The sequence below is a fragment of the Candidatus Venteria ishoeyi genome (assembly GCF_030378065.1).
GTDB lineage: Bacteria > Pseudomonadota > Gammaproteobacteria > Beggiatoales > Beggiatoaceae > Venteria > Venteria ishoeyi.
This window is the reverse complement of sequence record NZ_JAUCGJ010000018.1, coordinates 21732-45064: the sequence shown is the minus strand read 5'-3', so window position 1 is coordinate 45064 and position 23333 is coordinate 21732. Positions and strand designations below refer to the sequence as shown.

Annotated in this window: 17 protein-coding genes; 10 read left to right on the top strand and 7 right to left on the bottom strand. The window is 45.5% G+C overall.

The genetic code is table 11. The features are described 5' to 3' along the window. The first annotated feature begins 613 nt into the window (after positions 1-613). Positions 614-1528 carry a tetratricopeptide repeat protein gene (locus QUF61_RS07965; RefSeq protein WP_289681270.1) on the top strand — a complete coding sequence of 305 codons (915 nt, stop codon included), beginning with the start codon at positions 614-616 and terminating at the stop codon, positions 1526-1528. A 44-nt stretch (positions 1529-1572) separates the two neighbouring features. On the opposite strand, the gene QUF61_RS07960 is transcribed toward QUF61_RS07965, so the two are convergent. Further along, on the bottom strand, positions 1573-4230 hold the full coding sequence (locus QUF61_RS07960; RefSeq protein WP_289681269.1) for a leucine-rich repeat domain-containing protein: 2658 nt from the start codon (positions 4228-4230) through the stop codon (positions 1573-1575). Then, positions 4227-5645, bottom strand: coding sequence for a KAP family P-loop NTPase fold protein (locus QUF61_RS07955; RefSeq protein ID WP_289681268.1), 1419 nt, complete (start codon positions 5643-5645; stop codon positions 4227-4229). Before QUF61_RS07955 ends, QUF61_RS07960 begins: the two co-directional genes overlap by 4 nt. 308 nt (positions 5646-5953) lie before the next feature. On the opposite strand from QUF61_RS07955, the gene QUF61_RS07950 reads away from it, so the two are divergent. Both QUF61_RS07950 and QUF61_RS18195 read left to right on the top strand, forming a co-directional pair. Next, positions 5954-7552, top strand: coding sequence for a hypothetical protein (locus QUF61_RS07950; protein ID WP_289681267.1), 1599 nt, complete (start codon positions 5954-5956; stop codon positions 7550-7552). A 6-nt stretch (positions 7553-7558) separates the two neighbouring features. Then, positions 7559-7699: an exodeoxyribonuclease V subunit gamma gene (locus tag QUF61_RS18195; RefSeq protein WP_407080052.1), complete on the top strand. Its 141-nt coding sequence runs from the start codon at positions 7559-7561 to the stop codon at positions 7697-7699. A gap of 121 nt (positions 7700-7820) precedes the next feature. Here QUF61_RS18195 and QUF61_RS07945 read toward each other — a convergent pair whose 3' ends face one another. Next, a complete protein-coding gene (locus QUF61_RS07945; RefSeq protein ID WP_103921195.1) occupies positions 7821-8258 on the bottom strand; it encodes a hypothetical protein in 438 nt (145 codons plus the stop codon). A 447-nt stretch (positions 8259-8705) separates the two neighbouring features. Here QUF61_RS07945 and QUF61_RS07940 point away from each other — a divergent pair, with 447 nt between their 5' ends. From QUF61_RS07940 to QUF61_RS07920, 5 genes are all read left to right on the top strand, one after another. Beyond that, positions 8706-9566 (top strand): phosphate/phosphite/phosphonate ABC transporter substrate-binding protein, encoded by an 861-nt coding sequence (locus tag QUF61_RS07940; RefSeq protein WP_289681266.1) that lies wholly within the window; start codon positions 8706-8708, stop codon positions 9564-9566. Positions 9567-9664: 98 nt separating this feature from the next. After that, positions 9665-10441: a hypothetical protein gene (locus QUF61_RS07935; RefSeq protein WP_289681265.1), complete on the top strand. Its 777-nt coding sequence runs from the start codon at positions 9665-9667 to the stop codon at positions 10439-10441. 196 nt (positions 10442-10637) lie between these two features. After that, positions 10638-10949, top strand: a complete 312-nt coding sequence (locus tag QUF61_RS07930; protein WP_103921192.1) for a nucleotidyltransferase family protein — start codon at positions 10638-10640, stop codon at positions 10947-10949. A 34-nt stretch (positions 10950-10983) separates the two neighbouring features. After that, positions 10984-11277, top strand: coding sequence for a HepT-like ribonuclease domain-containing protein (locus QUF61_RS07925; protein WP_289681264.1), 294 nt, complete (start codon positions 10984-10986; stop codon positions 11275-11277). 733 nt (positions 11278-12010) lie between these two features. After that, the gene (locus tag QUF61_RS07920) at positions 12011-12946 is read left to right on the top strand and encodes a YkgJ family cysteine cluster protein (protein WP_289681263.1); all 936 of its coding nucleotides are present in this window, start codon (positions 12011-12013) and stop codon (positions 12944-12946) included. Between the two features lie 70 nt (positions 12947-13016). On the opposite strand, the gene QUF61_RS07915 is transcribed toward QUF61_RS07920, so the two are convergent. Together QUF61_RS07915 and QUF61_RS07910 are read right to left on the bottom strand one after the other, a co-directional pair. Then, positions 13017-14969, bottom strand: a complete 1953-nt coding sequence (locus QUF61_RS07915) for a hypothetical protein (protein ID WP_289681262.1) — start codon at positions 14967-14969, stop codon at positions 13017-13019. Beyond that, entirely contained in the window at positions 14966-16303 is a 1338-nt protein-coding gene (locus QUF61_RS07910; RefSeq protein ID WP_289681261.1) for a dicarboxylate/amino acid:cation symporter, read from the bottom strand. Before QUF61_RS07910 ends, QUF61_RS07915 begins: the two co-directional genes overlap by 4 nt. Positions 16304-16686: 383 nt before the next feature. Between QUF61_RS07910 and cysC the strand changes: the two genes are divergently transcribed. After that, positions 16687-17325 carry an adenylyl-sulfate kinase gene (cysC, locus tag QUF61_RS07905; protein ID WP_103921187.1) on the top strand — a complete coding sequence of 213 codons (639 nt, stop codon included), beginning with the start codon at positions 16687-16689 and terminating at the stop codon, positions 17323-17325. Positions 17326-17338: 13 nt separating this feature from the next. Further along, positions 17339-19153: a hypothetical protein gene (locus QUF61_RS07900; RefSeq protein WP_289681260.1), complete on the top strand. Its 1815-nt coding sequence runs from the start codon at positions 17339-17341 to the stop codon at positions 19151-19153. Positions 19154-19234: 81 nt separating this feature from the next. On the opposite strand, the gene hypD is transcribed toward QUF61_RS07900, so the two are convergent. Continuing rightward, positions 19235-20362 (bottom strand): hydrogenase formation protein HypD, encoded by a 1128-nt coding sequence (gene hypD, locus QUF61_RS07895; protein ID WP_289681259.1) that lies wholly within the window; start codon positions 20360-20362, stop codon positions 19235-19237. 44 nt (positions 20363-20406) lie between these two features. Continuing rightward, a complete protein-coding gene (locus QUF61_RS07890; protein WP_103921184.1) occupies positions 20407-23310 on the bottom strand; it encodes a bifunctional diguanylate cyclase/phosphodiesterase in 2904 nt (967 codons plus the stop codon). Positions 23311-23333: the final 23 nt, after the last annotated feature.

Genomic DNA, 23333 nt, shown 5'->3' with positions numbered 1-23333 from the left:
ATTTACTTAAAAGACCTTCCAGGTTTTTAAAACCTGGAAGGTCTAAATTCCATCAAACTAAACAACCACCCGCTAAAAGACGGGTGGGTTAGAGCATTTGGTGGCTGAAAGCCGGGATACAGGGCGGACAAGCCTTGTTGTTTAGCCCCAACGGGGCGCATTAATATAGCCAGGGGTAACACCCCTGGAATTGTATCCGTGCCATTCACGCCCTGAAAGGGCAAATTAAAATATTGCAATCATTTTAACCTGCCCTTTCAGGGCGTAAACATATCATTCTCTACCTTGGGGCGTTGCCCCAAGCTATATTAAAATACCCCTTTGGGGTGTTAGTGCTAAAACCCATATTTTAAGTTTTACCGTTAAACATTAGAGATAAATCTATTCGCCTGAAAGGCGAAGGTTTTAACCTTGTGCATGGAAAATAAAATTGATAAACCCCATCCACTTTGAAATCGACAAAAACATTCTATTAATGTCATACCTGCGCAGGCAGGTATCCAATCGCTGTTCACGAGGGCTGGATTCCCGTCTACACGGGAATGACAAAAACTGCGGTTTTCTACTTAGACGGGGTTTAGCTTATTCATTCAGTTACTTATTGCCAAGAATCATGTCCCTTAAAGCTTACTTTATTGCAATACTGTTTATCACACCAGCCTCTTCACTATTCGCTGCAAACTGTGAAGTTGCCCCTGGCCTGCATAAAAAAATAACAACAGCACAGACCGCCATCTCTCAACAGCAATGGGATAAAGCACTTAAATTACTAAAACCCTTGTCCCAACAAAAACTCAGCCGTTGCGCCAAAGGGCGGATGGAACAAGCGTTGATATACACTTGGCTGGGCAAAAATAAATTACAAACAGCACTGAAATTATTAAAAATAACCGTTAAAAACCAAAGTCTGGCGCTGGAAGTCCGTTTGGAACTACGCCGTCTATTAGCAGAAGTGGAAATCCGGCTAGGCCACTACCAAAGTGGCCTGAAAAATTTGCAACGCTGGATGAAACAAGTCGATACGATAAGCATCCGAGATCACCTGCTGGCAAGCAAAGCCTATGAAGAAAACCAACAATACCAAAAAGCCAGTAAGCATCTGGCACAGCTCATTGCACAAAGCCCCAATCCTGAGCCAGCCTGGACCGAAAAGCTTTTATTATTGCAGATAAAAACAGGGGTATCCGAAACAACCCAAAATCCACTGCAACACCTGCAAGATTTAGTTGGTAACAATCCCGCACAAATAATTTATTGGCGACAATTAAGCAATGCGTATTTGCAGCAAAAAAATTATGCAGCAGCCCTGGCTTGTTTATGGCTGGCACACCGCGCGGGTATTACTGAAAGCACAGATATTGAGCAACTGATACAACTCAGTCAATATCTGCAACAGCCCTGGCAAGCTTTGCAAGTGCTGCAACAGGCCATGACGCAGGGCACCATTGATACCGGCAGCCAGCATCAGCAACAATTGCTGACACTTAAACAGCAGGCAAGAAACCTGCAACCCAATAGATTAAAATAATCTGTATCAAATCTGACAGCTTTGGAGCTTGGGAACAAGCAAGCTTATTCCTCCTTCATACCATCAATAGTTAAACCTTCACGCTGTAACATGCTCACATCCGTTACTCCGGTATTGCTTAAACCAAGCATTTCCAAAGCAGTGCAAGTCGCCAGTGGACTCACATCCGTCACTCCAGTATTACTTAAATCAAGTATTTCCAAAGCACTGCAAGTCGCCAGTGGACTCACATCCGTCACACCAGTATCGTTTAAGAAAAGCATTTCCAAAGCACTGCAAGCTGCCAGTGGACTCACATCTGTCACGCTGGTATTGCCTAATAAAAGTATTTCCAAAGCACTGCAAGCTGCCAGCGGACTCACATCCGTCACTCCGGTATTGTTTAAACTAAGAACTTTCAAAGCACTGCAAGCAGCCAGCGGACTCACATCCGTCACGCCGGTATTGCTTAATAAAAGCTGCTCCAAAGCACTGTAAGCCGCCAGTGGACTCACATTTCTCACCCTAGTATTACTTAAATCAAGCCATTCCAAAGTACTGTAAGCCGCCAACGGATTCACATCCGTCACACCGGTATTAGTTAAATCAAGCCATTCCAAAGTACTGCAAGCCGCCAACGGATTCACATCCGTCACACCGGTATTACTTAAATCAAGTCTTTTCAAAGCACTGCAAGCCGCCAGTGGACTCACATCCGTCACTTCGGTATTGCTTAAACCAAGCATTTCCAAAGCAGTGCAAGTCGCCAGTGGACTCAAATTCGTCACGCCGGTATCACTCAAAACAAGCAACTGCAAGCCCTTTAGTTTGACAATCCGCTCAAGGCTGTTCAGGTTTTTACAACCCCTCAGGCTTAGTTGAGTCAAATCCATCGCTTCAGCAACCTGACTAAAATGCTCCAAAGCCTCAAACTGTTCCGCCCACAAAGCGGCATTCAGACTGTAAAAACTCTCGGTTGGATAATCTGGGTTATCAAAATAAGGGTGTCGCAAATAAAACCCCCAACTTTTTTTAATCCACTCCTGGCGCAGTTTAGAAGACAAACGCACCCCGCTGTCCATAATCACTTCCGCCAGCACCGCCCAGGCAGGCGCGGCCTCTTTATCCTGGGACAAGGGCGTATCCACAAACAAACGCCGGAACATTTGTTCCGCCAGGCGGGTGTTTTCCAGTTGCTCAAACAACAACACGCAACATTCTTTCCACCACGGCTGCTGGATTTTTTTAGCTAACTCAGCAAATTCCTCGGCATCACCAAATTGTAAGCGGACTTTAAGCTCAGCGGCGGCGAAGTATTCCATAAAACTGAGATGGGAGAAGGCGTATTGTTCCTGTCCTGCTTCGTTTTGACCCCGTGGGATAAACATGCCGCTGCGTTGGGATAAGTACTTCAGAATAAAAATACTGTCCGCTTTTGCCTCCGCCGCACCAAAACCTTTTTCCTCCAATTTTTCCACGATAAACGTGCGCACTTCGCCTTCGCTGATGAGAATCGCGGTATCGTCTTCGCTGCGTTGGTTCTGCATACGCAGGGCCAAGGTACCCAGCCATTCGCTGAGGTCAAAATAATCAAAATTAAACGCACGTCCGAGAAACTGGAGATTCCGCGCCCGATCCAATCCGGTTAAATAAGTTTTGGCAATGCTTTGATAGAGTTCGGCGCGTCCATCGGGCAGCCGTCCACGCCGCGCATGGATAAAACAAATCATGTTCAGCAGCACCGGAATCCGCGCCAAGCGTCCCAGCCCGTCATTATGCCCGATGCGCTCCACCAGACCGCGCACCTGTCCCGCATGTTGGCTGCTGTCCGGCACGTATTGTTTGTACCAGTTGTGGCTGAAGCGTTCCGCCTGTTGTTGGTCAAAGGGGGATAAATACAGCGTGGGCAGCAGTTCCGTATCCACAGATTTTGCCATGCGCAGATGTTCGTCTGCTTCGCTGGCAGTAGATTCCAACCCAAACCAGTGTTGCTGGTTAAACCCCACCAGCCGCGAGCTGATCACAAACCGGCAGCGTGGATAACGCTGCATGGCTTCCAATACCGCCAGCCCCAAACGGCGGCGCAAATCCGGGTGGGTGATTTCGTCCAGCCCATCGAGTAAAAATAAAGCCTGACCGCTGTTAAACACCTGTTCCAACGCCTCAGGGTCTTTGGGCAGGGCCAGCGTCAATTTGGCATTGCTTTTAAGATATATCTGCCACACATCATCCCAGTTCCGGGCTTTACTCAAATTGAGTTCACGCAGAATCAGGGCAAAAGGCACGCAGTTCCCCAGTGCCAGTTTGGTGACATTCTCGCCGCTGTTGCTGAATGCCAGCATTAACCAGTTTATCAGGGTGGACTTGCCGCAGCCGGGGTCGCCGAGAATAAATAAGCGGGTATGTTGTTGCAAACTCTCAATAATGGTCTGGCGGGACGGCAGTTTGTTGTCAATTTCTGCGCGAATCAGTTGTTCCGGCAGAAGATGGTCTTTGCCCAGTTGCGGGGTGACAAAAAGATTTTGTAAAAAGACCGCCTTGCCTTCGCTGCCGTTGTCTTCATCATCAATCGCCAGGCCGAAGTTGTTGGCGTACATGAATTGGTGGTAAACCTGACGTAAATAATGCGCCAGACTGCCAGTGTTGCGCAGATCAACAAAAGCCTTTTTGTCAGCGGGTAGTGCCTGGGGTAGCAATTGAGAGAGTGTATCTGGTGTTTTCATGATTTTATCGCATAAAAAGCGGCAATTTCCCGGTCGCAGTTGCCCAAGCTGGCATCAAAGTCTCTGAACACGTCATGCAAGCGAAACACATTGCTGTCACTGGGATTGGCTGGAAGTTTAGTATCACCGTTCATGGCAGGTAAAATGGTCTGAAAGGGACGGTAAATCGAATGGGTTTCTACCAGTTCTGTGGGGTCCAGGTCTTTGGCATAGGTAATGACTTTATCGATATAACTGGGGTCTTTTTCCAGTTGTTCATTGAGTTGGCGATGAAAACAATAAATAATCGTCAACGCCATCAACAGCACGTATTTACGACTAATGAGAAGCTTTTCCTCTTCCTTGTTTGCAGCACCCATTTTAACCAGATTATCGCGCCCATCCCCCAAATACAATGCACTCAGCACGGTGCTGGTGCGGTTCACCAGAGCTTTTATTTTGCGCGGATTGGCGGGGAGACAGTCGTAATGTTTCAGCACTTGTTGCAGGCAGCGTTGATAATGTTTCTCGTTTTTACCCACATGGAGCGTGCTTAACAGTTTCATGAAATAGCTGCTTTTGGCGGCCTGATCGGGTAGGGGCAGGTGATAAATGTCCTGACAGATTTTTTCCAGGTATTCCCGCGCCTGATTGTCATCAGAATATTCTGCCGTATCATTGAGATCCAGGGCTTTTTTCAGCGCACGTTCAATCTGGCGCTGATCCATGCCAAAAATCACCACGCAGCTTTCCAGGTTGAGATACACCTTGATGCCTTCGAGCAATCGCAAGGCAGCGGCAGGCGTGCAGCGATCTAAATCATCAACAAAAATGACCAGGCGTTTGCTTTTACCCCCTAAACTTTGGCGCACGGCTTCTTCAAACAAGTTGTGAATTTTCTGGGTGGGTAAGGGTTGACTGTAGTGCTGGGCTTCCCAGTTGTTGCCCGCCTTTTGTAGATTGCCCATTTTAGGTGAAAATAAACCACCGCTTGCGGCTTTAATCACTTCATCAAAGACACTCAATGTACCCAGCCAAGCAACGCCACTGAGTTTTTCGGTTTCGCCTTTGAATTTTTCCCACAAGTCCAGTTGTTCGCGGATTTCATTTAATAAGGCCACGATAGGCAAGGCTTCATGCTGATAACGCCATGCTTCAAACCATACCGGGACGATATTTTTACTCAATTCTGATGGGCCTGCATTCTTTTCATCATTATTGGGGCGTTCGCCATTATAGGGGTGTTTGCCGCTGAGCTGGTAATACACCTGCATCAAGGCACTGGTCTTACCCGTTCCCCAATAACCGTTAATTGCAATGCCTTTGGGCGGCCTGCATTCTTTCACGACCTTGCAAATGCGCTGAATAAAGGCTTTTTGTTGAAAAGCATCTTCCACCACAGGCGCGTCATTATGACTGAGTTTGTTGGTTGGCATGGTTATCTTTATGCTCCATTATCAAATCTAATATGTTTTGTTAATGGTTTATTTAGGAGCGAGAATGAAATATGACTGAGTACAATGGGTCTATTATGCCACCATTATCGCCAGATTGGGGATATGCTGGGCAAAATGCTGTGTCATTTTGTACCAAATCAAATTTCATTTAGTTCAGGCTTAACAAAATTATCAGGATTGATTATGATGAAAACAATCAAAATTTGTGGATTTAAAAGCATTGTTATGGATTAAAAAATGATAGGAAACCGCACAAGAATAATAAATATAAAAGACTGGAATTATAAATGAATATGGATGCTTTTTTAAAACTGATTGAAGCCATGCTGGATAAAACCACCGGCTGGTTATTCTGGCCCTGGTTTGTTTTATTTGCTGTGGCTGGTTTCAGCCGTTGGGTGGTGTATAAGGGTGGGGAAAATGATCGGGCGCGGGAAATGTGCTTTGAATGGTTACGCTCGGGCAGTTTGGAAAATCGTTACCGGCAGATGTTAAAACGGGTTTTGGGACGCGTGGCGCAATGGTTGGGAGATGTTGAAGACCTGCATAAACTGCCTGTGCAACCAGCCCTGCTGTCGCGTCTGTTCCGCTTTCGTCCACTATTTACATCCGCTTCCTTTGAATGGTGTTTGCGTATCGCCTTGGTATATCCCCTGTTGGCTTTTATATTGTTGTGGGGATTGTTTCAGGGCGCGGGGGAAATGGGCGGTTTGTTGATTTTTCCGTCACTGCCGTCCGCACAACGAATTTTAATAGTGCTGGCTTTGCTGGCAGTATTCTATTTTCTTTATAAATATATCACTACAGAAGGATGGCACGGTCTGCTTTATATTGCTATTGCTGTGGCTATTATCAACTCCGGTGCTTTCGCTGGCGCTGTCGCTGTCGCTTTCGCTGGCGCTTTCGCTGTCGCTTTCGCTGTCGCTTTCGCTGTCGCTGTCGCTTTCGCTGTCGCTGTCGCTGTCGCTGTCGCTGTCGCTGTCGCTGTCGCTTTCGCTGGCGCTGTCGCTGTCGCTTTCGCTGTCGCTTTCGCTGGCGCTGTCGCTTTTTTTACAGACAAATTATACAGTAAATTCAAAAAAAATCATAAGCTTAAATTATTTTTTATCTTCTATTGGCTGTTTTTTACTACCCTGATCTGGGCCGCCATCTGGTTTATCAGCCGCCATGCTGAACTTAATGCAAATAGTCTGATATTACTGACCTTCCTCGCCTGGTTTCCACTGCTCAATGCCCTATTGGACTGGATTTCTCTGGCGTTCACCCGAGGTTTATTACATGCCATTGCCAGCGGTCATCATAATACCCTGAGCGCAGTGTTCTGGGCGCTACTGGACGCAGTGATTGCATTGCTGCTGCTTGCGTTAATCAGTCTGTTAATGGTGTTAAGCCTTGCCGCCATCAATGCCACAGCCAGTCGTGAGGTGTTTGAACTTTACTGGTTGTTTGATGGCATTCGTCAGGAACCCTTATCACCAGATTACTGGTGGTTGTATGTGATTTGTTTTTCCACCCTGTTGCCTACGTTACTGCATTTTCTGATTGCTGCCTTTTCCGCATTTTTATGGCTGCCGCAAAGCTGGCGCGCGTGGATAGTCCTACCCACCATTGGCGTTCCACATGCCACGCAAACGCAAAGCTGGCGCGCGTGGATAGTCCTGGAACTGGAAGCCGATAACCGCATTGCGCGTTTACTGGCCTGGGCCTACTTTACCCTATTGCCTTTAGTTGCTTTCAGCGTGCCATCCGCTTTGTTATATGGCGCTTATTGGCTGCTCAGCACCCACGGTGCCGTGCTGGGATTTTGTTTGCTGGAGCATTTATATGACGCGGCAGCATTGCTTGATCCCTTTTTACCCGCAGCGCCATCCTGTCCCGCAAGTTAAAAAACTATGATCGTCCACACCAGCAATCGCCTCGAAATCTTATTCGGCGCATTCGCCGACAACATCAGCGCCCCCTTGCCGCCACTGGGACAAGAGCGGGTTCTGGTACAGAGTCATGGCATGGGCGCTGACTGTCTATGGGGCTGACACAGAAATTCAGCATCCTAATTCATATTGCGAAAGCTTGAGTGAGGGTTTGCAGGTGTGTTCGATTGCTCGCTATCCAAACATCCAATCGAAGCTGCCTGATGCTTCTTTGTTCCTAAAATTACTCATCATAATATTCTTCTTCATCGTCATAGACTTCCTCTTCTTCTGGTTCTGCTGTGGAACTGCCGCTATCATCAGCGATTCTGCCACCCCTGCCGCGCAGTCCGGCGATTAAACTATTCGCCTTATTTAAGCCCTGTCCAGATAGTGTGGTGACGACAAAAGCGACGGCTGATTTTGATTGGCATTTAATCACTGCCTTGAATTCATAATCACTGCCGCCACGATAAGCGCCCATCACTGTGCTGCCGGTATGACTGACGCGCGCAAAACCTTGCTTGCGTAAAACACCTGCCGCCGTACTGGCGCAGGCTGAGGTGCCGGACAAACTGTGACTGCCTTCAGCCACCGCTAACCAGGGTGCTGGTGGCGCAGCCAGAACATTGCTGCTTAAGCTGATAAAAACAACTGAAATACCTACCCATAGAAAGTTCATATTCATTTCTCCTTTTCTGAACTAAAACCTGTATTAGGGTATCTTAAATAAATGTGCATGAATAGTATGCAGTTTCTATTTCACATTAAGCGTAAACTGTTAGGGCAAACGAGGACTTGAATATATTTATGAAATATCCAGTATCCGGGTCATAATGGTGAGCAAAGGGAAGAAGGTATTTTCAGGGACGATTAGCGTGGTTTCGTTAACACGAAATCGAATTTGAAATAAGCTTGATTTACTGATTGCTTATCAGTGGGTTAAGTTAGGCGTGAGAATTTTATAACTTCAGCAACCTGGCTGGTCTTTTTCTCCATTTTCTGCCTTATGAAAACCCTTACATGGCTTGCTATGCGCCTGTTTTCACACCTTGAAAATGAATAAAAATCCTGCGCCCGGTTTCTGCATTTATTTTATCCTCACGCCTTAGGAGGAAGAGGATAAATAATGTTACAAAAAAAATATTGGTCTTGTGTATGTGTTTTTTTTCTTGTATGCACATTCAATGTCAACGCAAAAGATATATATGATCTTGCGGTATTATCACCCAAGGGTGTGTCCATCGCAAAAAAGGAATGGCAACCCACGGTGGATTATTTACAACAAAAAACAGGAAAAAAGTTCAACCTTATTCCAGTAACTTTCAAGTCATATGATAATGCCCTTGCCAGCAAAAAAATGGAATTCCTGCTATGCAATCCTGCCGTCTTCTATGATGCCAGGAAAAAATATGATGCCATTCCTCTGGCCTCACTCATCGGGGTCTACCAAAACAAGCCCTTGCATGGTTTTGGTGCGGTGATTTTTACTCGTGCAGATAGTGGTATCCAGACATTTGCAGACCTGAAAGGAAAAAAAGTTGCAGCCGCGCAAAAAAATGCACTCATGGGATATCGCCTGCCATCTCATGTATTACAGGAAAAAGGTCTGGAAGTGGAAAAAGACTACGCGCTGTACTTTACCGGAAGCTTGTTCAATGTTGCCCAAGCAGTTAAATACGGTAAGGCAGATGTAGGCTTTGTACGAACCGGTTTTTTACAATGGTTCGCCAAAAAGGAAAAAACAGATATTTCTGAATTCATGGTTATTAAACCGGAACAGGACGATTTTCCATTTCAACATAATGGGCCTATTTTGCCATTTTGGATTTTTGGCGCAACCAAAGGTACAGATCCTGCCTTGAACAAGGAAATTGCCACCGCGCTGATGGAACTTAAGCCCTCCGCATTTCCAGTCACTGCCGCCAATGTATACGGTTGGGAGGAGCCTGCGGATTTGTCCCCTGTAGGAGATATTATCGATAAATAGCGCGGTAGGGTGTATAAGCTTAGCGCTATGCACCACATCGGATACCAAAATGGCAGATAACACTATTTATTTCATCCTCTTTCCTGGAGATAAATAACATGACACAAGCAGATGACTTTCCCCCTGAAAATAGTAAAAAATTATTACAAACAACCCTGGCTCAGCTTTCCGAGACTGAAGCCAAAAACCACCTGTTATCACTATTATTACAAGATAGTCGTCTGCGCGAGCAGTTCCTGGAGCAATACGGGAATTTATCCACAACCAGCGCGCTACAACCCGGCATGGCAAAATATCAGCAGCTTATTCGGGATATTATCGCTCATTACACTAAGCAGGGGCATATTGATACGCTACAAGGTCATTGGCTGATTGATGACTTACGGGCATTATTAGCCACCGCCCATGACATGCTGACAGATAAACCGGAAGAAGCTTTTGTAATTGCCTGTTGCATTTATGAAAGCCTGCCAACGCTGACGGATAAAATGGAGGCAGCCGCTAATGAAATTGGGATACTTGCCACTTTGATCAGTGAGTTGTTTCAAGCCTGTTGGCAACAACAACTCAGGGATGATGATAAAAAACAGGCTTTCCAATGGCTTGCTCAAATCTGTCTGGATGAGCGTTATGCAGATTATGACGCGGTATTAAGCCAATTATTAGACCAATTTGCCGAGCCGGGAACGCCGTTTAAGGCTGAAATTCTGCTATTGCAGGAACAACGTATTGCCGCAGCCAATGCCGATAGCATTGAATTACGTATGCGACAACAAGTTGCCATACTGCAACGCTGGGAAGAGAACAAAGCCACGCTGGAGCCTTGTAACTTGCATCACAACATGCTTAAATCCTGTAAAAAATGCCACTATTAAGATGCCTTAGCAGTGCTGGTGCTACTGCATAATGAAACGGGCGTGAACAAAGTTACGCAAGCTTTGGATGATGCGCTGATTTCTGGAGCTGGATATTAAAATCCAGCTATTACGCTGATGAACCAACAACAACTCAAAAAATACCTCTTGATAGATTCGTAACCTATCTCACCCTTGGTAACTGGAGAACTTTACAATGACACCTAAATTGTTGCATAAGCTAAGTCTCTTAAAAAGAAAATATGCTCCAGAAGGTTTTATTATTGTTGGTATTTTTGGTTCTTATGCCCGCAATGAAGAAACTGCACATAGTGATATAGATATATTATACCGTTGCAGTGATAAGATACTAAAGAAATACCGAGGATGGGAATTTTTCAGTTATTATAACAAAATAAAAATAGCACTTGAGCAAGAATTAGGAAAACCGGTTGATCTCGCTGATCAACGGGCGCTCAATAAAATAGGTAAAAAATATATTTTATCGGAGCTAATTAATGTCTCTTAAATCTGATTAGGCACGGTTGGAGTTTATTCTCCAGATGATTGATGATTCCGAAGAAATTGCCCACCGGCATGGTGGGGTTCGCTCAGCAATGGCTGACAGAGAAGGTTTTCATGCTTTGATGATGTGTTGTTTACAAATCGGTGAAACAATGGGAAAAATAACAACACCGTCTTATTGTGAAGTTTTACCTGTTTCATTGGCAACAGCGCTTAGAAATGTGATCGCACATGATTATCTGGGGGTTTCTCCAGAAATCATTATTGATACACTCGAAATAAATATACCTGAGTTAAAAGAAAAAATTGAGCATATTTTTGAAAAACTGTAACAGCATTAAAGAACGGTTATGAACCAACAACGTAACTATCCAGACCCCAATTATTTTTTGCCACAGAATACGCGGAAAACACAGAAAAGAACCTAAAGTTAATCCATTTCGCGTATTTCAGCGAATTCCGTGGCAAAATCTACAATGAGGGGCTGAACGGTTACCTAACAACAACTCAAAAAATATCTCTGGGGTGCAGCCACGGCTTTGCACAGTACGATTGACACTGGCGATTACAAACAATACATCTTTCCGCATTGAAATACCAACTGCATAAAGATCAGGCCTTGTTCGAGCGGGCTTATGCTTATGTTAAGACATATTATTGATGCCTGGATAAGATTAAAAAACAGCATAGCCACTGCTTTTTGCTTGAAAAATACCTATACCGACATCATATTGTGTCGATTCAAACTTATTCACCTGAGTTCGATGTAAGGAACGAGGATTTTATAATTCCCGAAACCAGGCTGGCCTTTTTCTCCATTTTCTGCGTTATAAAAACAGTTACATAGCTTGCTATGCGCCTGTTTTCATGCCTTGAAAATGAACAAAAATCCTGTGCCTGATTTCGGTTCTTATTTCATCCTCGTTCCTAAGTGCCTTTCAGTGCTAAAAACACTGAAAACCACTGACATCTCACGCTGATATTTGATAGAGCGTGGTAGAATTTTATGGCTTTTTCCTTAAAAATCTTACGTTGGGTTCAGGTCTACTTGCAGAGGTGGCCTCAATGGCTGATCAGGACAATAATGACGTTGCGGATCTGATTAAAGATTCCCCAATACCGGATAGCCCGGTTATCCCTACCACTTATGATGGCGAGCATGTCATCTCATTTCGTTGCCATAAAGATATTGGCTGCTTTAATGCCTGCTGCAAAAACAGCGATATTACCCTCACGCCTTACGATATTATCCGTTTGAAAAAACATTTGGGCATGACTTCTTCTGATTTTTTGAAAAAATATACCGTACCTTATGAAATGGAAAAAGACGGCATGGCGGGTGTACGCTTTTTGCCGGTGGAAAATGGCACTGCCTGTCAACTGCTGAGCGAAGAAGGCTGCACGGTTTACGAAGACCGCCCAACTTCCTGCCGTTATTATCCTATAGGTTTGCTGTCCATGCGCAAGCAGGATGAATATGTGGATCGTCAGGCTTATGCGCTGGTCAAGGAAGAACATTGTCTGGGTCATAATGAAGACAATAAAATGACCATTGATGAATACCGCAAGCAACAGGGCGTGGAAGAATACGATGAAATTGATCGCGGCTGGCGGCAGTTGATTCTGAAACGTAAATCCTCCGGGCCGGGTATCGGCACCTTAACCAAACAAAGCCTGCAATTATTTTTCATGGCGTGTTACGACCTGGATCGTTTCCGCCTGTTTGTCACCAGTTCCGGTTTCAAAGAAAGCTTCCAGATGGGTGATGCGGAATTTGAGCAAATCCAGACAGATGATATTGCCTTGCTGCATTTTGGTTTCCGTCTGTTGCGCCAGGTGTTGTTTGGTGAGAGCAGCATTGATGTGAAAGATGGCATTACTGAAACCCGCGCTGCGGCGAAAAAAGAACGTGATGCGGCAAAAGCAGAAGCCAACCCGGTTGATCCGGATCAGCCTTCTCCTGATGATAATTCCGACATGTATACCATGTGCGAAAATTAATCGTTTCACGGATAACACCCCTTAAAAGGGGTGTTATCGGGTCACGGCAGGAGAACTCGATATCCTTATTTCATGATGGCTTGCGCAGCCAGCGGTAAAGCCCCCATACCATAGCCAAAAATACCAAAAATATTGCCAGTAATAATAACATCAGCGGCGTTTTTGATTGATAAGCCCCTGAGCCGTAATAATTACGAATAAACCAGCGTCCGGCTTCAATAGAGGTCAGATGAATATCACGGAAATCCGATAAATAACGCAGACGCGCTGCATTGAAACTGTCTCTGCTGATATCTACAGGTTTTTCTGCTAAATCATTCTTATAAGTAATTTCCAGGGTGCTGATGGCATCACCGGGGATTTCAACCTTGGCCTGCAATATCCCGTCATTGAGTTGATAAGCCAGCGGCTCATGATCAAATATTACGCTATCCGGCGTTAGTGATTCCGCTTTTTGCAGATAATAAAAACGCGGCTCTTCATGTTTATTTTCAATACGCACCGTAGGGCTGAAAATCTGCACGTCATAATGCCCATCTTCACGCTGGCGTTGCAGGTACATTTTTTCAGTAATTCTGCCCAGACTGCCCCAGCGAATATCCGGTTGCATCTGATTAACCAATTGTGCGGTTTTATTAAATGCCTGGGTACCATCGGCAAAAAATAAGACATGTTCAAAAAACAGCAGAGGATTATCCAGAAACAGATTCATGGCAATATGCGCCGCATCGTAGTCTTCTGGTTCTATACGATTGAAACTGGTGAAATTGCTAAACTGCTGCGAGGCCACGCGGAAGTAAAAAAGGGGATCTTCCGGTGCTTGACTGCCTAAAGGAATATTCTCGGCATTAAATGTGGACAGGAAATTATAGCGTTTCAACAGCTTTAAGGTTTCTGCCGGGGCAATATTATGCGGGAAAATCATCACCCGCTCATAATCCAGTTTGCTGAGTGCCTTGAATTTTTCCATGCGCGCCAAAGCCTGGCGTAAATTAAAATCCTGCAAGGCCAGGGGCTTGGCAGGCCAGGGATCATCGCTGCTGGTCTGGTATTTATAAAACTCACGGTGATCGTGATTATTGCCATGTACCACCAGGCTGTAATATTCAGGATTTTGGCGAAAAATATGCACGGCATCCCACTCACTGCGATCATAATTCCAGGGAATAAAACCAATACTGGTGTGAAATCCGGTTTTTTTCATTGCTTTTAATAAGGCCTGATAATCCAGCAAGCCATAAGGTTGGGTCAACCAGGGATCATCAATGGTGAAATTGGCATAATGGGTTTTGGAATGCCAGCAATAATCAGCGCAATGCTCACGCAATACCAGCATTAAAGGCGCAATTTCAGTAAAACGCTGCGGGTTTAAGCGCCAGACTTTTTCAGGCGTTAAGCTGCTGGGTAGCGCCGCTTGTATATAAACTTTTTGTCCATTCACCTGACTTTGTATGAAAAACGCAGATTCCGAGGGACTGGCTTGTGTGTTTGCAGGCTGAATAATAACCTGACTGGATGCATCCGGGTTCAGTAGTAAGTGACTGAGTTGTTTATTGGGTAGGCGTATCGCCTGCCCTGCCAGTTGTTGGGTTATTGCTATTTCTGCAAACTGATAATCACCACTGAACTGGTTTTCTTTAACTTCCGTCACCGCACCCCCTGACCAGTTGCTGATGTGGGCGGTTTGTGAACTCACGCCCAGTAATAACAGCGGCGTATTGCTCTGGCTGCCCTGCATAAGCTTTAATATCTGTTGTGCATCCAGTTGTTCAGCCGCCGCCGGGGTGATGACAACAGCAATGGTTTTATTTTGGCTGAGCTGGCTTGCCAGGGTCGGCAATAGTTGTTCATCCAGATTGGGTGCTGTCACCTCCAGACCATAAAAGCGGCTGACCCAATCCAGTTGTTGAGCATGTACAGAATGCTGCGTACCCAGTGTTCCAGGCGCATCCAGCAACACCACATCCCGCGCTGCGGCAGGCAGCAGATAAAACAGACCCAACAAAAATAAAAAGGTTTTCATTTTTCATTATCCAGCAAGCTGTTTTGTTCCGCATCAACGTCCTCAGCCTCATTTTCCAGTAAACCCGCTTGTGGATCGTTAAATATCGTCTCATCCAGTGCATTTTCACTTTTTGCAATCAAACAGGTGACAGTGGCATCACCAGTGACATTCACCGCAGTGCGAATCATATCCAGCAACCTGTCCACGCCGATAATCAAGGCGATGCCTTCGGTTGGCAGTCCCACTTCACCCAAGACCATTGCCAGCATAATCAGCCCCACGCCAGGTACGCCAGCCGTGCCGATAGAAGCCAGGGTTGCCGTCAGTATCACGGTGAGATAATCATTCATGCTCAGATCAACGCCATAAACGCTGGCGATAAATACGGTGGCAACCCCCTGCATGATTGCCGTGCCATCCATATTAATGGTCGCACCCAGCGGTACGGTAAAAGAAGCCACGGAGTTGTTAGCGCCTAAACGGGATTCCACGGTGCGCAAGGTAATCGGAATGGTGGCATTGCTGCTGGCGGTGCTGAAAGCAAAGGCTAAAATTGCACGGATTTTATTAAAAAATAACCAGGGGCTTAAACGTCCCACTAAAGACAATAACAAGCTGAAAGTACCGATAGCGTGTAAACCCAGCGCGGCAACCATGACCAGGAAGTATTTTGCCAGCGGTGCCAGTAGCTCCAGACCTTGTCCGGCAAAGGTTTTGGCAATCAGGCAAAACACCCCGAAAGGGGCCAGTTTCATGAGTATTTCAACCATTTTCATAATCACCACATTGAGATCATTAAAAAAGTTGAGTACATGGCGGCCTTTTTCCCCGGTTAAGGTAATTGCAATGCCAAACAACAAGGCAAATACAATAATTTGCAGCATACTGCCTTCAGCCATTGCGCTGATAGGGTTGGTTGGCACCATATCAATCAGGACTTTGCTCAGCGCTGGCGGTTCTCCTGCTGCAAATTCAGTTTGCGCATTTTCCATTTCAAAACCGGCACCCGGATCAAAAGTCACGGCAATGGACAGCGCCAGCGTGATGGCAACGGCAGTGGTGAGTAAATACAACAACAGCGCCTTACCCCCGATTCTGCCTAAAGCGTTGATGTCGCCCAGGCTGGTAACGCCAGTAATCAGGGAAACCATCACCAGTGGCACCACCATCATTTTTAAGGAACTGACAAAAATGGTGCCCACCACGTTAAACAGGCCATTAATTATAAAATTCTGGATAAAACTATTTTCTGCAAACCAAAGATTGAGCGCAAGTCCCAGCAAACCACCGCTTATCATGGCAATCATGATTTGCATCGTCAGACTCATTTTTTTGTTATGGTTTTTTTGCATAATCAGCGGTCCTTGTTCCTAAGTTGTTGTCGGGTCATTCCTAATAGCGACAGGATTATTGTATACTCAGCGGCTTTGAACAATTTTATATTGTAACCTGAATTCGATGTAAGGTTTTTTCAGGAAAAAGCAGTCAAACCCAGTACACGCTATCAAGAACTTAGGAGTGAGGATAAAATAAATACAGAAACTGGGCGCAGGATTTTTATTCATTTTCAAGGCGTGAAAACAGGCGCATAGCAAGCTATGTAACTGTTTTCGGAACGCAGAAAATGGAGAAAAAGACCAGCCAAGTTGCTGAAGTTATAAAATTCTCGCTCCTTAGCGTGAGATTTAGGTTATTGTACGGTATTTTTTAAAATCAAATTAGGTGTAAAACAAATATGCAAAGTGATAATGTCATCTGGCATCGTGCAACCGTGACCCGTAAGCGCCGGGCGCAACAAAATCAGCATCGCAGCGTGGTACTTTGGTTTACCGGCTTATCCGGCTCGGGTAAATCAACCTTGGCTCATGCCCTGGAAGAACAATTATATCGCCGTGGTGGACGCACTTTTGTATTGGATGGTGATAATGTACGTCACGGCTTATGCGGTGATTTGGGTTTTTCTGATACCGATAGGGTGGAAAATATTCGGCGCGTGGGAGAACTCAGTAAACTGTTTCTGGAAGCGGGGGTAATTGTATTAACTGCATTTATCTCACCGTTCCGCTCAGATCGCAGAATTGTGCGCAAATTACTGGGTGAAAACAATTTTATTGAAGTGTATTGTCATTGTTCGCTGGATACTTGTGAAGAACGTGATGTTAAGGGCTTATATAAGCTGGCCAGGGCTGGAGAAATTAAGCATTTCACCGGGATTTCTTCACCTTATGAGGAACCCACACAACCTGAACTGGTCGTGAAAACCGATCAGTTGAGTATTGCCGACAGCGTGCAACAAGTGATGACTTACCTGGAAGCGCAAGGTTTATTCCCGGAAGCGCAAAATAATATTGAAAACACGCAGGAAATCGCTTAGAGCAATAACCAATATGTCCGCTATACTTGCGCAATTTTTAAATCACTACCAGCACTATGCTGATATTCAGACACTGCAAAACCGTCTATCTGCACTGAGTTGCACAACAGACACCGAGCAGTTGCTTACGCTTTATGAACAAGCCATTCCCCAGATTGAAGCACAATTATGGAAAGCACCGGAAGATAAGGCTTTATGGGGCGAACATCATTTATTGTTCCATGAATTAGAATCACATATCACCAATACGGCAAAGGATGAGCGTCATCATTTTGTGATGGTGATTCCGGTTGCAGATCGCCCCCGGCATTTACAGGATTGCTTGCACAGCCTGCTGCAATTATGCTCACGTTTTTACTATGGTGGGCAGAAAAATGGTGTTTATCAAAAAGTCTCGGTGTTGATTGCTGATGACAGCAAAGAAAAAAATAATATCCAGAAAAACCAAATGCTGGCTGCGCACTTCACCGAATTGGGCTTAATCACGGAATATTTTGGCCAAACAGAACAACTACAACAACTTGCACAGCTCAGCGAGGAACAACGCCAGCAATTACGCTCTGTACTGGGTGAAACTGATACCACTGCCTTTTATCATAAAGGCGCATCCATCATGCGTAATATCAGCTATTTGCAATTAAATCAGCGTACTCGGCAACAAGCTAAAACACTGTTTTATTTTATTGACAGTGATCAGACATTTGATCTCATGGTTGCAGCGAATACGCACAATGAACAGCCCATTAATTTTTTTTACCATCTGGATCAAATTTTCTCAAAAACCGATGCCCAAATCGTAACGGGCAAAGTGGTTGGTGATCCGCCGGTTTCACCGGCAGTTATGGCGGGTAATTTTCTGGAGGATGTGCTGGGTTTTTTAACTGAAATTGCAAATCTGGATGCCGCTCAAGATTGCCAGTTTCATAAAAAAAATACCAAAAAAGCTGATGATGCGGCTTATCATGATATGGCGGATTTATTTGGCTTCACGGCAAAAGCCGATGACGGTTATTATCCCTATCCCTGCCCGTTACCAGGCGCGCATGATCACCGTCAATGTTTGATAGATTTTGCCAATCAGGTTCAACGTTTTTTTGATGGCGAACATGCAACCCGAAAAACCCATTATTGCTATGAAGCAGCACTTGCCAGCCTTAAACCCGCGCGCACGATTTACACGGGAAATTATATTTTCAAAGCGGAAGGACTGGCTTATTTTATTCCTTTTGCGGCCTTAAAGCTGCGTATGGCTGGCCCGGTATTAGGGCGTTTAATCAAAGCAGAAATTGGTGAGCGTTTTTTGTCTGCCAATTTGCCTATGTTGCATACACGCACCCTTGAAGCCACCGGTCAATCAGAGTTTCGACCCGGTATAAAAAAACAGGCAAAACGTATTGATCTCAGCGCTGAATTTGAACGCCAGTTTTTTGGGGATGTGATGTTATTCAGTATTGAAAAACTCACCAATATGGGATATCCCAGGCACATACCCACAGCGGATTTAATTAAACAGACGCTTGAGCAGATTGAGCAAGACCTGCATCAAAAGTATGAAACAAAACATCAACTGATTATTGAGCGTTTAGCCTTGCTGAAAGCACTGTTTAAGCAGCCTGATGCGTGGTGGAATCAGTTATCCGGTCTGGAAACGGCAAAAATGCAGTTGCAGGATTTTATCGATAACATGAGCTACAATTTTGGTGCACAGGGGAAAGCCTATCAACAGATTAAAGATGTTAAAAATCAACAACAGCGCCGCAGTCAGATGCTGGCGGCGATACAGACTTATCGTGAGGATCGTGATAACTGGCAGGCAATATTCGAGTGAATATCCGGGTTATTGTTAACCTTGTAGGGTGAAATAGCGATAGCGTATTCCACCATTTCTACTCCACTGTTTCAAATACACCTACGCTATTTTTGAGCGTGACTGCCGAACACCGCCAGCCCACCAGATACGGCAAGCGCCTTCATCAGATACCATGCAAGGCCCCACCGGATTGCGCGGTGTGCAGGCCTTGCCATAGAGACGGCATTGGTCTGGATAAATTTTACCTAATACCACCTTGGCACAGTCACAACCCGGCGGCATCTGACCTGCGCGTTTGCGCGCCATATCACGATAATCGGGGTAACGCTGGCGAGCATCATGCGCTGCGTATTGGTCGTTTAAGGCATAGCCTGAGGCGGGAATCGTACCAATGCCGCGCCAATTGGCATCAATAATATTAAATACCTGTTGCAGTTGCTTACGGGCAGAAGGATTGCCCTGCTGCTGCACCAACTCTGGATAACAATTATCCAGAAACAGGCGCTGCTCAATTTTTTGGCGTAGCACTGAATAAAATGCAGCCAGCAGGCTTTCACTGTAAAAACCCGCCACTGCCGTTGGCAGGCTGTATTGTTTTACCACAAATGTCCATTCTTCCGCGCCCATGACCGTTGCCACATGACCCGGTGCAACCAGACAATCAAAACCAGGGCTGCCGGATTCCAGCAACATGGCGACTGCTGGCCAGGTTAAACGCCCGGATAACAATAGGCACAGATTATCAGGTGCACCTTGCGCTATCATCGCGGCAACGGGAGCCATCGTGGTTTCAAAACCTGCGGCAAAAAACACCACGGTTGTTTGCGGGTGCTGTCTGGCAATGTCTATCGCTTCCTGCGGTGAGGCGATGGGACGAATATCCGCACCTGCGCCTTTGGCCTGATCCAGCGTGCGCACTTCACCATGATGAACATTCACCGGTACTCGCAGCATGTCGCCAAAGGCCACTAAAATTACATTTTCCTGCAAGCTGATTTGTATAGCTTCGTAAATATCTTCTTCAGGACAGATGCACACCGGACAACCCGGCCCTGGAATCAGTTCAACTGCTTTGGGCAAGGCACTGCGCAATCCTGCCATAGTAATGGCGCGCTCATGCCCACCACACACATTCATGATGCGGACAGGCTGTTGTAAATCCAGTTCATGAATACGTTGCAGCCAATATTTAGCCTGCTTGTTGCTATCTAATGTGCTATTTGACATGAGATCTCTAAATTATGTGGCGACGTAGCAATGCTACGTCGCTATCAGGAAGGAAAATTTTTCTTCAGCCATGTTGATAATGCCATGGGACGCTCAATGCCATAACCTTGCGCATAATCCAGCCCCATTGCCTGTAAACGGGCTTCAATTTCCGGGCTTTCAACAAACTCGGCAATGGTTTTCAGACCCAAAGTCTGACCAATGTCATTAATGGCCTCAACAATGGCGTGGTCACTTTCATCTTTAAGAATATCCTGCACAAAACTGCCGTCAATTTTTAAGTAGTCTACGGGAAGTTGTTTCAGATAGGCAAAAGAGGATAAGCCGGTGCCAAAATCATCCAGCGCAAAACGACAACCCATTTCCCGCAATTTTGTAATAAAATGTGTCGCCTTGACAAGATTACTGACGGCAACGGTTTCGGTGATTTCAAAACAGATTTTTTCGGGGGGTAAGGAGTACAGGGTAAAGAGTTCCTGAATATATGACAGCAGGTTTTCATCTCCCAGAGAATCACCGGAAAGATTAATCGCACAAACATCCAGCACGGGATGTGTAGCATTCATTTTGCAAAAAGGGCTTAATTGCTTAAACACGCTGTTGAGTACCCAACGATCAATCAAATGCATCAGGTTGTAACGCTCTGCGGCAGGAATAAAAGTATCCGGGCAGATAATACCGTCTGTCTCATCATGTAGACGCAATAAGATTTCAACATGCAAACCGGCTGTTTCTGTTGTTGTGACACTGCTTGTTAAAGGTTTAATCGCCTGTGCGTAAAGCTCAAATTGCTGAGCTTCCAGGGCATGACGTATACGGTTAGTCCAGCGCATTTCACCCTGATGTTGCAATACCTTTTGATCATTGGCTTCGTGAATATGAATTCGGTTACGCCCCTGCTCTTTAGCCGCATAGCAGGCAATATCCGCCATGCTCATGACATCTTCAGGTGCGCCGGACAAGGTGTGAATTTGGGTCATGCCAATACTGACACCAATGGTATAAATTTTTCCCTGCCAGTCAAAACGCAGACTGCTGACCACGCTGCGCAGGCGCTCAGCAATCTCATAAGCACTATTTAAGTCCTGATCATGTAATAAAACCCCAAATTCATCACCGCCTAAACGTGCGAGCAAATCGTTTTCCTGAATCTGCGCCTGTAACAAGGTTGCTAACTGGGTTAATAAGGCATCACCTGCGCGGTGTCCGCTGGTATCGTTAATGATTTTAAATTGATCCAGATCCAGATACAGTAAAATGTGTTGATGCTGATGCAGCTTGGCATCTTCCAATAATTTATTTAAGGTATTTTCAAATTGACGGCGATTAGCCAGCCCCGTTAAGACATCGTGCGTGGCTTGCCAGCGCATCTGGGTTTCCATTTCACGCGCTTTGCTGACATCACGAAATACAATCACACTGCCAGTCCGTTTTCCGGTGTGATCACAAATTGGTGCAGCGGAAATTTCTATCGAATATTGTTGCTTGGCAGCATTGACCAGCGCAATATGGCGCTGTTGATGGAAGGCCTGCGTTGCCTCCAGTATTTGTCTGGAGAAATCAGGTAGTGCCTGTTGCTTGTCTTCATCAATAATGGGGAAAACACGACTCAAATGCTGCAAACGGGCATGACTTTCCTGCCAGCCGGTTAATTGCTCAGCAACTGGATTGAGATACTCAATGCGGCTTTTATCATCAGTGGCGATAACCCCCTCATTAATGGAATCCAAGGTCACCAGTAAGCGTTCTTTCTGATTAAATAACTCCACCTCCATTTGCTTGCGCTGGGTTATATCGCCATATTGCCACATTTGCCCCCGAAACTGTCCGGCAACCACAATAGGAATATAATCACGCTCCAGAATACGCCCATTTCTCAGGCTGAAAACCTCACCAAAACAGGCTGCTTTTTCAGCTTCCAATTGTTTAATGCGATGCATAAAAGCATCCATTTCACGACAGGCAATCTGTTCCAGCACCTGTTCATGCGACTGCCCAACCAGTTCGGCAGCCGGGCTGTCCAGGCCCAGATGATCACAAAAATTTTGATTCACCAAAATGATCTGCTGATTTTCATCCTCAACCAGAATACCATCGTGCATACTTTCTATCAGTTTACCCAGACGGGAATTGGTTGCGCTGAGCTGTGCTTCCGTTTCTTTAAGCTGGCTGATGTCGGTATGAGTGCCGACCATGCGAATTGCATTGCTTTCCTCATCACGTAAAGCCACACCACGGGATAAAACCCAAAGATAATGTCCGGCTTTGTGATGCAGACGATAGATACTTTCGTATTGTAGACTTTCACCTTGCAAATGCCAGTCTAAATTCTGCTGTGCAAGCTCCCGATCTTCGGGATGGATACGCTTGCGCCACTCATCCAGCGTATCGTGAATTTCATAATCCCGATACCCCAGCATACGTTTCCAGCGCGTGGAATAAAACACCCTGCCGGTTTGTAAGTCCCAATCCCATAAACCATCATTAGAGCCACGCATTGCCAGCATTAAACGCTCACGGGTATTTTGTAATTCCACTTCCCGTATGCTCAAGGTATCAATCATCAGGTTAAAGCTATCACCTAACTGCGCGATTTCATCTTTACCGCTGGCATCCACCCGTAAATGACGTTGCCCTCCACGAATCTCCTGCATGGCATCCAATAAATAAGATAAGCGCACCGTTAAATGATGGGAAAACATGGCAACCAGACCGGTACCAATCAGCACGGTGACAAGGATAAATAACAAGATACCACCGGCCATTTTTTCCAGTAATTGCAGATAGGTGGCATGAGTCAGTTCATGACTCAGTTCCAGAAAGTGGTGCTGATACCAGGTAATACTCAGGGCGAACAAACTCATCGTCAATATTTGGATAAGCGCGATACCCAGCGTCAAACGAAAACGTATTGAAGTGGAGAAAAGGTGTTTTAAACGTTGCAACATGTTAATTTGAATATCTCTTGGAT

Excerpts from the sequence above, each read along its gene's own strand:
- QUF61_RS07960 (WP_289681269.1), bottom strand. The coding sequence starts at position 4,230 with ATGAAAACACCAGATACACTCTCTCAATTGCTACCCCAGGCACTACCC.
- QUF61_RS18195 (WP_407080052.1), top strand. The coding sequence starts at position 7,559 with ATGATCGTCCACACCAGCAATCGCCTCGAAATCTTATTCGGCGCATTC.
- hypD (WP_289681259.1), bottom strand. The coding sequence starts at position 20,362 with ATGTCAAATAGCACATTAGATAGCAACAAGCAGGCTAAATATTGGCTG.
- QUF61_RS07940 (WP_289681266.1), top strand. The coding sequence starts at position 8,706 with ATGTTACAAAAAAAATATTGGTCTTGTGTATGTGTTTTTTTTCTTGTA.
- cysC (WP_103921187.1), top strand. The coding sequence starts at position 16,687 with ATGCAAAGTGATAATGTCATCTGGCATCGTGCAACCGTGACCCGTAAG.
- QUF61_RS07925 (WP_289681264.1), top strand. The coding sequence starts at position 10,984 with ATGATTGATGATTCCGAAGAAATTGCCCACCGGCATGGTGGGGTTCGC.
- QUF61_RS07890 (WP_103921184.1), bottom strand. The coding sequence starts at position 23,310 with ATGTTGCAACGTTTAAAACACCTTTTCTCCACTTCAATACGTTTTCGT.
- QUF61_RS07945 (WP_103921195.1), bottom strand. The coding sequence starts at position 8,258 with ATGAACTTTCTATGGGTAGGTATTTCAGTTGTTTTTATCAGCTTAAGC.
- QUF61_RS07935 (WP_289681265.1), top strand. The coding sequence starts at position 9,665 with ATGACACAAGCAGATGACTTTCCCCCTGAAAATAGTAAAAAATTATTA.
- QUF61_RS07930 (WP_103921192.1), top strand. The coding sequence starts at position 10,638 with ATGACACCTAAATTGTTGCATAAGCTAAGTCTCTTAAAAAGAAAATAT.
- QUF61_RS07965 (WP_289681270.1), top strand. The coding sequence starts at position 614 with ATGTCCCTTAAAGCTTACTTTATTGCAATACTGTTTATCACACCAGCC.
- QUF61_RS07920 (WP_289681263.1), top strand. The coding sequence starts at position 12,011 with ATGGCTGATCAGGACAATAATGACGTTGCGGATCTGATTAAAGATTCC.
- QUF61_RS07955 (WP_289681268.1), bottom strand. The coding sequence starts at position 5,645 with ATGCCAACCAACAAACTCAGTCATAATGACGCGCCTGTGGTGGAAGAT.
- QUF61_RS07900 (WP_289681260.1), top strand. The coding sequence starts at position 17,339 with ATGTCCGCTATACTTGCGCAATTTTTAAATCACTACCAGCACTATGCT.
- QUF61_RS07910 (WP_289681261.1), bottom strand. The coding sequence starts at position 16,303 with ATGCAAAAAAACCATAACAAAAAAATGAGTCTGACGATGCAAATCATG.
- QUF61_RS07915 (WP_289681262.1), bottom strand. The coding sequence starts at position 14,969 with ATGAAAACCTTTTTATTTTTGTTGGGTCTGTTTTATCTGCTGCCTGCC.
- QUF61_RS07950 (WP_289681267.1), top strand. The coding sequence starts at position 5,954 with ATGAATATGGATGCTTTTTTAAAACTGATTGAAGCCATGCTGGATAAA.